General features: G+C 70.3%; 18 protein-coding genes and 1 tRNA gene. 3 read left to right on the forward strand and 16 right to left on the reverse strand.

Annotation, left to right across the window (positions count from 1 at the left end; all coding sequences use genetic code 11):
* Positions 1-68: 68 nt before the first annotated feature.
* From EST92_RS12980 to EST92_RS12990, 3 genes are all read left to right on the forward strand, one after another.
* Complete coding sequence (locus tag EST92_RS12980; protein ID WP_129281088.1) at positions 69-995, forward strand: metallophosphoesterase; 927 nt, start codon at positions 69-71, stop codon at positions 993-995.
* Between the two features lie 363 nt (positions 996-1,358).
* Complete coding sequence (locus EST92_RS12985; RefSeq protein WP_129281089.1) at positions 1,359-2,087, forward strand: integral membrane regulator; 729 nt, start codon at positions 1,359-1,361, stop codon at positions 2,085-2,087.
* A 12-nt stretch (positions 2,088-2,099) separates the two neighbouring features.
* A tRNA-Pro gene (locus EST92_RS12990) sits at positions 2,100-2,173 on the forward strand.
* Positions 2,174-2,251: 78 nt separating this feature from the next.
* Here the strand turns inward: EST92_RS12990 and EST92_RS12995 are convergent.
* From EST92_RS12995 to EST92_RS13060, 16 genes are all read right to left on the reverse strand, one after another.
* On the reverse strand, positions 2,252-3,418 hold the full coding sequence (locus tag EST92_RS12995; protein WP_129281090.1) for a site-specific integrase: 1,167 nt from the start codon (positions 3,416-3,418) through the stop codon (positions 2,252-2,254).
* Positions 3,415-3,636, reverse strand: coding sequence for a helix-turn-helix domain-containing protein (locus EST92_RS13000; protein WP_254068793.1), 222 nt, complete (start codon positions 3,634-3,636; stop codon positions 3,415-3,417). Before EST92_RS13000 ends, EST92_RS12995 begins: the two co-directional genes overlap by 4 nt.
* A complete protein-coding gene (locus EST92_RS13005) occupies positions 3,633-4,796 on the reverse strand; it encodes an AAA family ATPase (protein ID WP_129281092.1) in 1,164 nt (387 codons plus the stop codon). Before EST92_RS13005 ends, EST92_RS13000 begins: the two co-directional genes overlap by 4 nt.
* The gene (locus EST92_RS13010) at positions 4,793-5,692 is read right to left on the reverse strand and encodes a bifunctional DNA primase/polymerase (protein WP_129281093.1); all 900 of its coding nucleotides are present in this window, start codon (positions 5,690-5,692) and stop codon (positions 4,793-4,795) included. The genes EST92_RS13005 and EST92_RS13010 overlap by 4 nt, the downstream gene beginning before the upstream one ends.
* Positions 5,693-5,807: 115 nt before the next feature.
* Positions 5,808-5,966, reverse strand: coding sequence for a hypothetical protein (locus EST92_RS31135; RefSeq protein ID WP_154073972.1), 159 nt, complete (start codon positions 5,964-5,966; stop codon positions 5,808-5,810).
* A gap of 1 nt (position 5,967) precedes the next feature.
* The gene (locus EST92_RS13015) at positions 5,968-6,576 is read right to left on the reverse strand and encodes a hypothetical protein (RefSeq protein WP_129281094.1); all 609 of its coding nucleotides are present in this window, start codon (positions 6,574-6,576) and stop codon (positions 5,968-5,970) included.
* Positions 6,577-6,585: 9 nt separating this feature from the next.
* A complete protein-coding gene (locus tag EST92_RS13020; protein ID WP_129281095.1) occupies positions 6,586-6,774 on the reverse strand; it encodes a hypothetical protein in 189 nt (62 codons plus the stop codon).
* A gap of 21 nt (positions 6,775-6,795) precedes the next feature.
* Positions 6,796-7,038 (reverse strand): hypothetical protein, encoded by a 243-nt coding sequence (locus EST92_RS13025; RefSeq protein ID WP_129281096.1) that lies wholly within the window; start codon positions 7,036-7,038, stop codon positions 6,796-6,798.
* A 14-nt stretch (positions 7,039-7,052) separates the two neighbouring features.
* On the reverse strand, positions 7,053-7,304 hold the full coding sequence (locus tag EST92_RS13030; RefSeq protein ID WP_129281097.1) for a hypothetical protein: 252 nt from the start codon (positions 7,302-7,304) through the stop codon (positions 7,053-7,055).
* A gap of 140 nt (positions 7,305-7,444) precedes the next feature.
* A complete protein-coding gene (locus EST92_RS13035) occupies positions 7,445-9,679 on the reverse strand; it encodes an FtsK/SpoIIIE domain-containing protein (protein WP_129281098.1) in 2,235 nt (744 codons plus the stop codon).
* 122 nt (positions 9,680-9,801) lie between these two features.
* A complete protein-coding gene (locus EST92_RS13040; RefSeq protein ID WP_129281099.1) occupies positions 9,802-11,124 on the reverse strand; it encodes a hypothetical protein in 1,323 nt (440 codons plus the stop codon).
* Positions 11,121-11,783 (reverse strand): GGDEF domain-containing protein, encoded by a 663-nt coding sequence (locus EST92_RS13045; RefSeq protein ID WP_174244005.1) that lies wholly within the window; start codon positions 11,781-11,783, stop codon positions 11,121-11,123. The genes EST92_RS13040 and EST92_RS13045 overlap by 4 nt, the downstream gene beginning before the upstream one ends.
* Positions 11,780-12,103, reverse strand: coding sequence for a hypothetical protein (locus EST92_RS13050; RefSeq protein WP_254068794.1), 324 nt, complete (start codon positions 12,101-12,103; stop codon positions 11,780-11,782). Before EST92_RS13050 ends, EST92_RS13045 begins: the two co-directional genes overlap by 4 nt.
* A gap of 185 nt (positions 12,104-12,288) precedes the next feature.
* Positions 12,289-12,465 carry a hypothetical protein gene (locus EST92_RS31140; RefSeq protein ID WP_154073973.1) on the reverse strand — a complete coding sequence of 59 codons (177 nt, stop codon included), beginning with the start codon at positions 12,463-12,465 and terminating at the stop codon, positions 12,289-12,291.
* A gap of 114 nt (positions 12,466-12,579) precedes the next feature.
* Complete coding sequence (locus EST92_RS13055; RefSeq protein WP_129281100.1) at positions 12,580-12,963, reverse strand: RNase adapter RapZ; 384 nt, start codon at positions 12,961-12,963, stop codon at positions 12,580-12,582.
* Positions 12,964-13,142: 179 nt separating this feature from the next.
* Positions 13,143-13,919, reverse strand: a complete 777-nt coding sequence (locus EST92_RS13060; protein WP_129281101.1) for a DUF4097 family beta strand repeat-containing protein — start codon at positions 13,917-13,919, stop codon at positions 13,143-13,145.
* Positions 13,920-14,057: the final 138 nt, after the last annotated feature.

Consider the following 14,057-nt stretch of genomic DNA (forward strand, 5'->3'; position numbering starts at 1 on the left):
GTCAGGGTCAGGGGTACTCCGTATCGCGCGCGCTGCACCCACCCCCGTGACTCTGCGACGATGGATGCATGCGCGCGCGATACGGAGTACCCCTGACCCTGACCGCAGTCGGCGCGGCCGGCCTGGCCTACGCCGCCGGCTTCGAAGTCCGCTCCTTCCGCCTCCGACGCGTCACCGTGCCCGTACTGCCCCGTGGCATGCGGCCGTTGCGCGTCCTGCAGGTCTCCGACATCCACATGGTCAGCGGACAGCGCAAGAAGCAGCGCTGGCTGCAGTCGCTCGCCGGGTTGCGGCCCGACTTCGTCATCAACACGGGCGACAACCTCTCCGACACGGAAGGCGTCCCCGAGACGCTGGACGCGCTGGGCCCGCTGATGGAGTTCCCCGGTGCCTACGTCTTCGGCTCCAACGACTACTACGGACCCAAGCTGCGCAACCCCGCCCGCTATCTGATCGAGCGGGCCCAGGGCCGGCACGGCCTCAACGGCAACGCGCCCGTGGTGGGCGCGGTCCACAACCCGTGGGAGGACCTGCGCGACGCGTTCGACGCGGCCGGCTGGGTCGGCCTGTCCAATTCCCGCGGCCGCCTCAAGCTGGAGGGCATCGAGATCGCCCTGACCGGCCTGGACGACCCGCACATCAAGCGTGACCGCTACGCCGCGGTGGCCGGCGGCCCGGAATCCGGCGCCGACCTCTCCCTGGCCGTCGTCCACGCCCCCTATCTGCGCTCGCTGGACGCCTTCACCGCGGACGGCTACCCCCTGATCCTTGCCGGCCACACCCATGGCGGCCAGCTCTGCATCCCCTTCTACGGCGCCCTCGTCACCAACTGCGACATCGACACCGACCGGGTGAAGGGCCTGTCCACCCACACCGCCGGCGACCGCACCTCCTTCCTCCACGTCTCCGCCGGCTGCGGCACCAACCGCTACACCCCGGTCCGCTTCGCCTGCCCCCCGGAGGCGACCCTGCTGACGCTGACGGAGCGGGGCTGAGGGAGCGGGGACGAGGGGCCGGGCTGACGGTCCGGACCAAGGGCCCGGCTTGGAATGTGGCCGGGGAACGACCCGGCGGGGGCGCGGGGCGCGGGTGGCGGTCGTCAGGGGCCGAGGGCTGAGGCGGCGCGGACACCGGCCGAGAGGCTGACACGGTCGGGGGACTGAGGACGGCGACGGGCTGACGCGGTCCGGGGCCGAGGCAGTCGAGGAGCTGAGGCGGTCCGGGGGCCGGGATCCATGGCCCTGCTCGTCCCGCCGCCTCCTCGCCGAGGTGCCGGAACCGGCCACGCGCTCCCTGGGACCGGAGTTTTGCCGGATGGGGACTCCCCCGCTCATTGATCATCGCCGTACCGTGGAGGAATGTCCGACCCCACCCGGACCTCGCAGTCCACGCGCCACGCCACCGGCCCGGCCGGCGCTGCCGCCCGTACCCCGGCGGCAGCCGTCGCCCCCACGATCCGCCGCCCCCTGGCGGCCGCCTTCCGCGCCCTCATCGCGGCGGCCGCCCTGACCGGCCTGCTCCTCGCGGCCGGCGGGGCCGCCACCCCGGCCGCTCTGCTGACCCGCTTCACCGTGCAGGCCAACCTCGTCGCCGCCTTGGTCTTCGCCTGCTCCGCCCACCGCGCCTGGACCGGCCGCCGCGCCCTGAGCCCGCGCCTCACCGGCGCGCTGCTCCCCTTCCTCTTCCTCCCCGCCCTCCTCCACTACGCCTTCCCCGTCGCCGACTCCACCGCCTTCGCCCTGCCACACGCCACCGCCCCCACCGTCACCCAAGCCCTCTCCCACCAGCTCCTCTACGCCGTCATCCCCTTGGCCGCCCTCGTCGACTGGCTCCTGCTGACGGCCCCCCGCGGCTTCCGCCCGGCCTGCGCCTGGCAGTGGCCGGCCTACCCCCTCCTCTTCCTCGGCTTCACCTTCGCCTTCCCCGCGGCCGCCGGTGCCCCGTCCCCCGGCGCCGCCCTCGCGCTCACCATCGGCTTGGCCGGCGTGCTTCTGTCCTTGATCGTCATCGGGATCGACCAGGTCAGGCCCGCTCCCCGGCTCCGCAGGAACCGGATTTCACCTACGGGGATCGGTCCGCTAAAGTAGAGCTCGTTGCTTCGGGGTGTAGCGCAGCTTGGCAGCGCGCTTCGTTCGGGACGAAGAGGTCGTGGGTTCAAATCCCGCCACCCCGACTGAAGGAACACCAGGTCAGAGGCACCTACCAATCTTGGTAGGTGCCTCTCCTGCATTGTGCGTGACTAACTGCGTGACTAGTGCTTCGGATTCGCCTTGAAGATGCCGTCCATTGCGACCGCTCCCGTTTGGATCACTGGGCGGATCTGTTTGCGATAGACCTCCTCAGTGACCGCCGTCCCGGAGTGCCCGACCAGGCGCGAGATCTCTTCGAGCGGGACACCGCGGTCCGATAGCAGCGAGACGAAGCTATGGCGTAGCTCACGCGGCGTCCATTCCGCGGCGTTGACCCCCTCGGCCTTGTTGATCGCTTGGCGGAAGGCCCTCCGGACGTTGGTCGAGTCGAGTTCCTTCCCGACGGCCGACGAGAAGACAAGTCCGTTCTCCTCCCAGGCATCGCCGGCAGCCAGACGGTCCCAGCCTTGGTCCTCCCAGTGCTGCCAGAGCACGTCGATACAGCGGGCCGGGAGAGCAAGCGTCCGCCGGGACTTCCGTGTCTTGGTGTCGCCTCCGGTGCGGACCGACCGCCATACCGCGATGTACGGCGGGACGGGCGGGGTCGCGGCCGGGTCTCCCTTGAGGAAGACGTGGTCCCACGTGAGCGCACGCAGCTCTTCGGTACGTGCTCCGGTGAGCAAGGCCAGCACGATGTACGCGTGCATGGACGTGCGCTCAGCGGCTTTCAGGACCGCCTCAGCCTGTGCCAGGGTCAGGGCTTTGGACGGGCGTCCCGCCTGGCCCGTAGGAACGGAGCACAGCTCCACCACGTTGCGCTTCACCTTGTCTCGCGCCATCGCCCGTTTCACCGAGCGGTTCAGACATGAGTGGATGCTCTGCAAGGTTCGCGTGCTGAGCGACTTCGCTTTCTGGGCTAGCCACTTGTCCACGTCCTCCGCGCTCAGATCACGCAGCTTCCGAGCACCGAGCGATGGGATCACGTGCGTCCGGCTGAGGATCGTGCAGTTGTCGAGCGTGCCCTTGTCCCGACCGGCCAACCCGTACGTGAGCCAGTCATTGACCGCGTTCTCCACCGTGTAACCGGTGGGCGCGATGGCAAGCCCGTCCTCGTGGTCCCGGAGGACTTCCTTCAGCTTGTTCTTGGCTTCGGTCTTGGTCTTGCCACTGCCGCGCTTCACGATGCGTTTGCCGCTGGGGCCGTAGCCCAAGCTCGCAGTTGCAATCCAGCGCTGCCGCTTCTCGTCCCAGTGGAGTCCCCCGTCTCCTCTGCTGCGGCGTTTGGTCACTGCTTCCCTCCGGCTTCACGCTCCAGCAGCGCGAGGTACTCAGCGATGGCGGATGCAGGGACGAGCCTCGTTCGCCCCTCCGTGACTGTCCGGAGACGGCCCACGCGGATCAGGTCGTAGACGACGGTGCGGCTCATGTTCAGGACGCGCACGGCGTCCTTCACTCGGTAGAGAAGAGGTTCAGTGGATATTTCCCGCTCGGGAACGGCCAGGGTCACGGGGTCCTCCCTACGTTGTGCGATACGCCAGAGTCGGACAGGTGGGACAGCTCCCATTCCTGCTGTCCGGGTAGTTCTTGCAGGTCAGATGGGTCAACCGGACAGTCGGACAGCTGGGACACCTCTTGGGTGCCCTGTGTCCGGGTCTCGGTGTCCGGGTAGTACCGGCCGCTGCCGTCCTTGGCGAGCTGGCCATCTGCTGCCATGCGCGAGCAGGTGCGGCGAACGGTGTCGGCGTCGGCGTCCGGTAGCGCTTCGGCGATGTCCTTTGGCTTCGCTCCGGGGTTGCTCCGGACGTAGCGGAGGATGGCTGCGCGGGTGTCGCCGACGGTGTGGTCGGAGGCGGGGCCGTCCAGCAAGTGCCAGGCGCCGGAGGCTTCCTGGAAGGAGAGCGCGTATTCGGCTTCGTTCACGTCGCGGCCGGTGACGTGCAGGATGCCGTCCGCCTGCCCGCGGGCGCGCTTCAGCACGAGCGTGGCGTCAGCGGCTCCGGCGATGCCGTTGGTGCCGGAGACCTCCGTCAGGAAATCTTCAGACCCGGCTTTGCGGACGTGGTGGACCAGGACGACGGCGATGCCGTAGCGGTCCGCGATGCGCTTGGCATAGCCGACGGAGACGTAATCCGCGTCGTACGCCGAGACGCCTTGCGGGGCCTGTCCACGCATCTTGGCGAACACGTCGATGACGACCATGCGGGCGTCCGGGTTGCGGTCCAACCACCCGGCGATGGCCTCGCTGCCGCCCTGCGGGAAGGGAGGGCATTCGGTGACCAGCGTCAGTCCGGCCGGCGCTTTCTGTCCGCCGAGGAGCTTGCCCATGCGGGTCTGGAGGCGACGCGGGGTGTCCTCCAGCGCAAGGTAGAGGACCGGGCCGCCCTTGACCGGGACGGAGTCGAACGCCTTGCCACCGGCCGCAACCGAGAGGCCAAGACCGAGGGAGAGCCAGGACTTGCCGACCTTGGGCGGTCCGGCAAGCAGGCTCACGCCTTCCGCGAGGATGCCGGGGACCGCCCACTTCGGCTCAGGGAACTCCGCGGCCATGAGCTGATCTGCCGTCCACGCGGTCCGCGGGCGCTCACGAGCCGCCGGAGCCTCGGGGGCGGCCTGGGGGTCACGGGGGACGGAGTAGAGGTGCAGCGGGGGAATCGGGTTGGTGCTCACGCTGCCACCGTCCTCGGGCGCGCTGCCCCGGCCCGCAGGCCGGAGGCGATGGTACGCCGTGCTTCGCGCTCGCCCTGGCCCACTTGGAGCGCCGCGGTCAGGAGCCAGCCGGTGACGTCGGCTTCGGCCAGCTCACCCCCGGCGACGAGCTGTCCGAGGGCGACGGAGGCGATGTAGAGCGCATCATTGTGCTGGCCATCGCCGGAGGTGGTGACGCGCTTCAACTCCCCATCAACCGCGGACCGCAGGAACGCGCTGCGCCGGTCACCGTCTGCGAGCGCGACCGTGATGGGCTTCTGCGGGGGCAGCGGTGCCGGGCGCAGCAGCTCGGCGAGCCAGCACGGCAGCGGCGCCACAGGGCCACTGTGAACGACCTCGTAGGGGCGTCCTGCGAAGGTGCTGCCCGCGGCGACCACGAGCCCGCCGATGGCGCGGGTATCGACCTTCCAGCCCAGCCCCCGCGCGCTGTCTCCGGTGGTGTTGCGGAAGGTTTCGCCCTCGGGTGCGGTGAAGTACAGGTGGGTGCCGCCGCTCCAGGTCCGCACGGTGTAGGTGTCGCCCGGGTAGGGCTGGCCGTGACGCTCGCAGAGCACGGCGAGCACGTCGGCTCCGTCGGTGACGCCGCGCTCAGCCCATTGCGCCGGCGGAGTGTCCTGCGGGTGCTTGGGCTTGTCGAGATCGACGACCACAAGCGCGGAGGGCCCGGTGGCGATGCCGATGTTGTACGGGGCGTGCGTCCAGCAGCGGGTGATGCGCTGCCGGTCGGTGGTGGCGCGCTCGGACCAGTCGCTGACCGCCGGGCGCTTGTCGTTGGGGATGACGGGGAAGATGTGCCAATCGCGTTCGGCGGCGTCCAGAGCTGCGGTCAGCAACGCGGTCTTGCGGTCATGCGTCATGCTGGAGGTCTCCTGTTCTGTCGAAGGGACGGAGAACCGGTGCACTGGCCGAGAGGCCAGAGCGCCGGCCGGGGCGGTCGCGGTCTTTGGCGAGAGGCGACCGCCCCGGGCGCATTCAGATAGCCCTCTCCTCGTAGGCCGTTTCGGTCTCGTCGGCCATGTCGTCGAAGCGGAGGAGCAGTTCGCCGAGCTGGCGGCGGGTGAGCAGGCGGGAGTAGGAGCTCTCCCAGTCGTAGGTGTCGAGTGCCACGGTGACGATCTCGTCGGGGTCCATCTCAGTGCTCCTTGGTGATCTCGATGATGGGGAGTTCGGGAAGCCCCGCGCGGGTGAGTTCAGCGGAGTTGAAGCCGGGCAGGGCGGAACGTGCGGTGATGGCCTGGGCAAGGGCGGTGGCGTAGGCGGCGCCCTCGCGGGCTACCTCGATCTGCGCTCCAGCCCGCATCGCCTCGACGCGTTCCACGTGCGCGTACTCCTCGCGCCGCTCGCCGATGTGCCGGTCGTGGGCGGCGGCTTCGCGGCGGTCTGTGCGCCAGTGGCGCGCTGCCAGGCCGTATGCCGCTGCGGTGGACAGAGCCCACAGCAGCAGGGGCAGCGAGAGGCCGTCGGCGTACCCCGCTACCCCGGCCAGGGCCAGGGCCCCGGAGGTGGCGAACGCGGTTCCCGCGATGACGCCATCCCCGGCGTGCCCAACCGAGGCCAGGGCGCCGGCCACAGCCGCGCCGAGGGAGAGTGCTGTCATCAACACGGCGTCGCCGACGGAGTGTTCGGCGCCGTTGGCGTTCCAGATGCGGGCGAGGATCAGCACGGTGGAGGTGGCGATGGCCGGGGCGGCTTTGGGGGCCGCCGCGGCGATCCAGTGCCGGGAGGTGAGCTGTTGGTTCACGGCCGGGCCCTACAGCTTTGAGGCGGCGTCGATGACCGCGTGGGTGAGCTGGTTGATGGGGCCGGAGGCTCCGGTGGAGGCGAGGAAGAAGCCGAACATGATGGCGACGAAGGCGGAGCCGTAGCCGAGGGTCTTCGAGCGGAGCAGGAAGAACAGGACCAGGCCGAAGAGGACGACAAGGGAGAGGGTGATGGCCACGGGGGCCTCCTTGGTGAGTGGTCAGCGGGTGCAGGCGGGATAGGACGAGCCCCGGCGGCAGGCGTCGTAGACGGCGGGGCTGACGGTGAAGCGGGCCGTGTGTCCGTCGGCGGTGCGGACGGTCAGGGTCCAATCGCGTGTCTTGGTGGCCGGCCGGTAGGTGGTGGCCTTGTCGACGACTCGGCCAGCGGGCCCAGGCGGCGGGGTGCAGGCGGCCAGGGCGAGCAGCGCGGCGGGGGCCAGGAGGCAAAGGCGCAGGCGCATCGCGGGCCGTCCCCTCATCGGGTGCCGTCGCTGTGCAGGCGGGCGGCGACGTTGAACACGTGGCGGCCCAGCCGGATGCGCTTGCGGTCGCCTCGGCAGCGGCGGCAGGTCTTGCCGGGGCGCAGGCGTCCGCGGCGGTCGGTCTTGAGGGCGTAGCCGAAGCCCTTGCACTTGCGGCAGTTCCCGAACGGGCTGACCGCACACAGAAGCGCGTAACAGAGCGTGACTATGAGCGGCAAGGCGATAGTGAGGGCAGTGGGTGTCATGAACGGCCTCCGGAGCCGGTTTTCGAGGGTTTCCGCAGGTGGGGCGCTATGCGCTAGTGACCTGATGAGGTGGTGTGCGGGGGTCTATCGGAGCCGCTATCGATAGCAGGCTGTGGCGCTATCGATAGCGGCTCCGGCGGTCAGCTCGCGTCCCGCTTTCGGTTACGCTCCGCAATCGCATCGGCGACGGCCTGGCGCTCGATGCCGCGCTGGTTGACGAACTCGCCATCGATGCGGCGACCCACCTGGCGGACCTTGATGCCGTAGGGCTTGAGCGCGGCGGTGAGGTGGGCGGTCTTGTCCGCGCCGGTCATCTGCCCCCACTCGCCGTAGCGTTCGGGGCGCAGTTCGGCCAGGCGGTCGATAACCGTCTCGTTCCACACCTTCGTCTCGCCTGCGGGGATGACGGCCAGCACGTCGGTCAGCAGCGTGTCGGCCGCCTTCTCCGTCTTGGCGGCGCCGGGGTCGGGCAGGGTGCCGGCCGCGGCGCGGGCGGCGTGGGCGCGCTCGCACAGCTTCTCCGCGGTGGCGTTGTCGATGTAGTACGACCGCACGATCTGCGGGTTGGGTCCAGAGCCGACCAGGTAGCCGATGCCCAGGTCAGTGGAGGTGAACGAGGTGGCGCGGATGCCGTTCTTGTACATCGAGGTGCCCAGCACCATGTCGTTCTCCGGCTGGCCCATGACCTGAAGGCAGAAGCGGATGCCGACGTTGGCACTGATGGCCTTGGGCAGGGAGTCGGCGTCCGGGCGCTGGGTGCCCAGCAGCAGGATCACACCCAGGGCCCGGCCGCGCTTGATGATGGCGGTGGCCAGCTCGGCGGCCTTCTTTCCGAACTGTTCGTGCGTGAAGACTTCCTGGCATTCGTCGATGGTCATCACCAGCGGGTGCAGGCCCAGCGACTTCTTCGCGGCCAGGGCCGGGGTGACCTTGTTCTCCGGACAGATGTCCTTGGGCAGGCCGTTGATGACGCGGGCCCGGCGGTCCAGCTCGCCGTAGACGTACTCCAGCGCCTCCACGCAGCCCTCCACCGTGGCGTCATCGCCGGGGCCGGAGCCGTAGGTGTGGGAGATCGGCTGGAAGGAGGAGAAGTCGCCGGTGCCCTTGAACTCCCAGGTGTGCAGCTCGGCGGTGGGGTCCATGGCCGCGGCCAGCAGCAGAATCCGCAGCGCGAACGTCTTGCCGCGGCCGGGCATCGCGCCGACCAGGAAGTTGGCATACATCAGGTCGAAGTCGACCGCCCGGCCCCGCGGGTCGGTGCCGTACGGCACCGGCTTGAACAGCGAAGCCGTACCGGACTTCAGCAGCGGCCAGGACGGCTGCGGGGCCTTGGCCATGTCCTGATCCCCCACCCACAGCATCAGGCGCCCGGTGTGCTCGCCGGGCACCGGCTCGGGCCACACGCAGCCCAGCGGCTTGCGCAGACCGGACGCCAGACGCTCACGGCGGTCGAGGATGTCGGAGACCGTCACGCCATAGGGCAGATCCACATCCGCACGCCAGCCCTTGCCGTCGCGCTGGATCGGTGCCTTGAACTCCAGCGCCTTGCCCTTGGCTGCCTGCTTGTTGATCTCCGCGATGCCCAGCGCAGTGAACGCGCGCACCACGATGTCGCTGGTCAGCCGCTCCACACCCGGCAGGTCCACCGCCCGGGTGATGACCGGCGCATCGGCCTCCTGCCCAGCGAAGCCCAGCGCCATCAGCAGCGCCCCGACCGAGACGGTCTGAAGCCAGCCCGGCGCCAGCACATACAGCGCCAGGGCGCCCCCCAGACCGATCAGTGAGGCCAGTACAGCGACCAGGGTGCGCAGCCGGACGCGGCCGTCGCGCTGCCGGGAGAGCTTGAGGTAGTCGGCCGCGTCCTCCCGCCGGACCGCCGCCAGGCGGACCGGCTCGCCCTCCTTGTCGGCCACCCAGCGCATCGTCTCGCCCAGAAAGCGGGCCGTGCCGCGCGGAGACTGAAGCATCAGGCGTCCGGCGTAGGCCGGGGCGCGCAGGCCGTGGTAGGCGCAGGTGTGGCCATAGTGGCCGGCCACCCAGGAGGCGGCGGTCTTCAGCTCGGTCACCGACTGCATCCAGGCGGGGCGGACCGGGCGCCGCTTGGCGGCCCGCAGGCGGTCGAAGTAGCCGGGCCCGGCCGGGGCCGGACCGTCGACCATCACGGTGGCAGCCGGGTCGGCCGACTCGCTGCCCGACCGGTCCGCCCCGGAGTCGGCCGACTGGTCGGCATCCTGCGCGGTGGTGGAGCCGGTCGACTGTGCGCGGGCGGCCCGTGCCTTGTTCAGGTCGACTACTTCGCCCGAATCGGCGGCGTCCTCGGCGGCCAGGTCGGCGTCAAGCTGCTTGAAGAAGTCGTACTCATCGTCGTGATTCACTGCTGCTTCCTTCCGGAAACGGGAGATGGAAGGGGCCCGGACGGCGCTTTGGCCGGCAGACGTCCGGGCCCCGCTGAGCGAAGTGGGAACAGGTCAGAGCTGGTTGGGCTTTTGGGCGGCCATCAGCGGGCCGCAGCCGCGGGCACCAGGTGCAGGCCCTGGCGGGCGGCGGTGGCGCGGCGTTCGTCCACGGCCTTGATGCGCTTGCGGGCCCAGCCTTCGGAGAAGCCGAACTCCCGGCCCAGCGCGGCCGGGCCGATTGGCGTTCCGGCGTCCAGGGACTGCGCGTACGCTTCCTCGGCGCGCTGGCGCGTACGCTCCAGCTCTGCGTCCTCGTACGCCTTGTCCGAGGTGGCGCGTGCGGCCGTACGGGCGGGCCGTATGGGTGGCGTACGGGTCGACTTCGGAGGCTGGGGCGTACGGGGCTTGACCTGGTCGTACGGACCGTTCGCGGCTTCGTCCGTACGGTCTTGCGTACGCTCCTCCCCAGCCCCCTTCTCAGAGTCCGTACGCTCCTGCTCCGGCACGGGCGTGGGAGAGTCGTCCGTACGAGGGCCGGTGAACAGCTCCAGCGAGGGCAGCGGCCCGGCATCGGCGTGCTCGGTGACGAGCTGGGCAACCTTCCCCGCGCGCTTGGTATGCCGCTTGAGCTCCCGGCGGGTGACGCCGGGCTCGGCAGCGTGGACCATCCGCCAGGCGGTCTCCCACGCGCGGGCCTCATCCATCGGCGGGACGGTGGCCCACCGCAGCCGGGTCGCGGCGCGGTGCACCTTGCGGTGGTGGCGCCGCCGGCGCCGATTGTGCCGGATCTCCTCCGGGCTGGCGCCGGTGTCGTCCTCGGAGACCGACAGGCGGTAGGTCTCATACGCCACCGGCGCGGCCAGCGAGCCGACCGCAGCGACCACCCCGAAGCCGAAACCCCACATCTGCGCGCCGTGCGCCAGGTTGATCCCGGCGGCCACCAGCGCAGCCGACCAGGTTCCAACGCGGTGGACGCCGGCGGACAGGCCACGCTGTTCGCGACGCTGGCCCTGGATGGCAAACATCCACGTCAGGGACTCCAGCGAAACACCGCCGGCCACAGCCATCGGCCACGCCCACCGGCTGCCCAGGAAGTCGATCTGCGCGGGCAGCGCCACCGACACGAACAGCGCGATGACCGCGACGGTCACCAGCGTCACGCGATGCGCGTCCAACTGCCCGCCGATCCGGGCGCACGCGGCCCGGCGCCGCTCCCGGCGAGCCGCCGCATTCTCCTGGCGCTCCTGGCGCCCTTCGCGGCGGGCCTGCGCTGCGGCTTCCCGCCGGACGCGTTCGACTTCGACACCTGCCTTGCCCGCCGCGGCGGCGGCCTGGGCCCGCAGCAGGTCGGCTTCGGCGTGGGCCTTGGCGACGGTGGCCGCGTCCATCTGCCGCGCGCCCCGCGCACTGTAGATCTGGCTCACAGCGAGCCTCCTTCGGTGCTGTGGTCCGCGCTGGTGCCGCGGCGGCCGTCGCGGCGGCCGTTGACCGTCCGGTACGCGGGGGTGGCATGGGAGGCAGCCATCCAGCCGCCTCCGGTCTGCTTGACCCCGTACATGACCTCATCCGCGCGCCGCATCAACTGCGACAGGTCCGCGACGCCGTTGCCGGTGTGCTGCTGAACGACTCCCGTCGAGGCGCCCACCCACATCAGGTGTTCTTCGAACTCCACCGGTTCGGCGAGCGACGCGGTCAGTGCGTTCATGGCGGCGCGCAGCTCCCGAGCGCGGGAGACGCGGATGACGGCGGCGAACTCGTCCCCTCCGAGGCGGCCGGCCACACCGCTGTGGCTACCGCTCCACTCCCCCAGGCGCTGGCCGCTCGCAGCGATCACGGCGTCTCCAGCAGCGTGGCCGTAGGTGTCGTTGATCTGCTTGAAGCCGTCCAGGTCGAGGACCACCACCGCGAACGCCCCTGCCCCCGTGACCCTTCGGGCACGGGCCTGGAACGGGTCACGGGTCAGCAGTCCCGTCAGCGGGTCCCTGCGGGCCGCCTCGATGCGGCGGTTCAGCCACCGGGAGTGCAGGGACCATCCGGCCGCAAGCGGCGCGGCGGCGGCCAGCATCGTCAGTGTCTGGCTCATGCCGCCTCCCCCGTTCCGGCCGAACGGCGGACGCGGCAGACGCGGCAGACGCGCCGCAGCGGCGCAACGGCGGTCAGGGCGTCGGCGTAGAGGGCATCCCACGCGGCGATCTCGTCGCCGCTCTCGCCCTGCTCCCGCAGGTCCGCCAGGATGTCGGCGGCAGCGTCCAGGCGGGCGGCGCGCTCGTCGACCGTCTCCGGCTCGAAGGGGCTGAGGAACAGTTCACGGTCAATGCCCAGCGGCTGCTCCTCGAAGCCGAAGGCCAGCTCATCGAACTCGCCCGTGGACACGACCTGTTGGGTGCCGATGTACGTACGCATGTGGAGCTCTCCTTGAGTCGAAGGGACGGGCCCGGGGCGGTCGCGGTCTTTGGCGAGAGGCGACCGCCCCAGGGCAAGTACGTGGTGTGTGGTCAGCGGGTGAGAGGCCCGAGCGGGAGTTGACCTGCTCGGTCACGCGTCGCGGCTCCCCCGCATAGTGGGTCCGAGGCTGGTAGGAGCGCGCTCTACAGCTCGCCGCGTCGCTCCAGCTCGCGGGCGATGTCGTTCTGGTCCGCGATGGCACCCGGGGAGGTCCCGCCGCCGGCCCGCTCCCGGTTGATCAGCTCGTACTCGCGCCGCAGGTCATCGCTGGAACGGCTCTTGCTGTCCTCGACTGCCGGGGAAGGGTTCTTTCGGAACATGGTCGTTTCTCCGTTTTCCTTCGAGAGTGGTGTTGGTCGTGCGTGCCCTGGGCGGGAGTCGAACCCGTCCTGCGACCATCAGGGCGACCGTGCAGAGCCCGGTGCGGGGCCGTTTCAGCGCTGGACGACGGGCTTGTCCAGGTCTCGGTGGCAGACGTTGACGCGGTGCCCGGCAGCGGTCAGCCGCTCAGCCAGCGCGAGAGCGAACGTGGGGGCGCGGTGGCGGCCGCCGGCGCATCCGTCGGCGACGGTGACCACTCCGGCGCTGGGACCGGAGGCGAACGCGGTGACCGCGGTCGCCGTGGCCTCGACCAGGTCGGTGATGCCGGGGGTGTTCAGCACCGCTGTGCGGACCGGTTCGTCGTCCGCGGTCATGTACCGCAGCTCGGGGCTGACGTGCGGGTCACGGAAGTGGTGCCGCAAGTCGATGGTCAGGTGGGCGACGGGCGGTGCATCGTGCAGGTAGCCGAACGAGACGATCTCAACAACAACGCTCATCAGGACTCCTCGAAAGCGAAGGGATGTTCCGGCTCCCCTCAACCCCGCCCGTACGGCAGTGAGCTGGACGGGCGGGAGGCAACCGGCCGCGGATATCCCGCGGAGCTCCGGGCGAATCCCCCACGGCCGCCCTCGGACGTTGTCCGGGACAGCCGTGGGCGGGACGCGGTGGGCAGTTCTCAGCTGGTGCGTACGCGACCGCTGACGCTGTGGGCACTCACCCGCAATGCGCGACCACCGCTCACGCGGACGTCGCCGGAGACGGTGTTGGCGCGCAGGGCGCCGGCCGCCTGGGCGGTGGCGCGTACGTCCACGTCTCCGGAGGTAGTGTTCAGGTCCGCGTCGGAGCCGCTGTAGAGGTCCACGGTGATATCGCCCGACACGGAGCGGGCGGTGAGACGGTCGGACAGACTGCCGACGATCACGTCGCCGGAGGTGGTGGACGCGCTCAGGTGGCGGGCTCCGTCGATCTCCAGGTCTCCTGAGATGGAACGGAACTCCATGCGCTCGATGGCCCCGTGGACACGGGCACTCGCGGACTGGGAGACGACCGCGAGGGAGGAACCGACCGGCAGGCTGACGATGGCCTCGATCGGGCTGACCGTGTCCATCACGCCGGTACCACCACCGGTGATGATTCGGCCGTTGACGATCGTGACGCCGGTGACCGACCCGTACACCGTGCCCACGCTCTGCGTGACCCGATTGCCTCGGACGTTCTGCATCATCACGTCGCCCGGGATCTTCGGGACCTCCACAGCCAGGGTCTGACCGTCCTGGTTGCTGCGGGCCCCATTGACCGCGTCGGCGGCCGGCCCCGACGAGTCGACCGTCCGCAGCACCACACGGGTGGTCGTGATGCTGGAGAGGACCTGCACGTGGACACTGCCCATCGGCAGATCGAGCCCGAGGACAACCGGGCCGGTGGACTGGGAGACGAAGTGGCGGTTAGTCATTGCTGATCTCCTGATTCGAAAGAGAAGGAAGGGCGGGGCGGTCGCGGTCCTTGGCGAGAGACGACCGCCCGGCAGAAGCAGGCCAAGCGAGTCGCGCGCCCGGGTGCTCGGGCTGATACGACCGCTCGTCGAAGACGA

Source organism: Streptomyces sp. TM32, from assembly GCF_004122755.1.
In the GTDB taxonomy this organism is placed as follows: Bacteria; Actinomycetota; Actinomycetes; order Streptomycetales; family Streptomycetaceae; genus Streptomyces; species Streptomyces sioyaensis.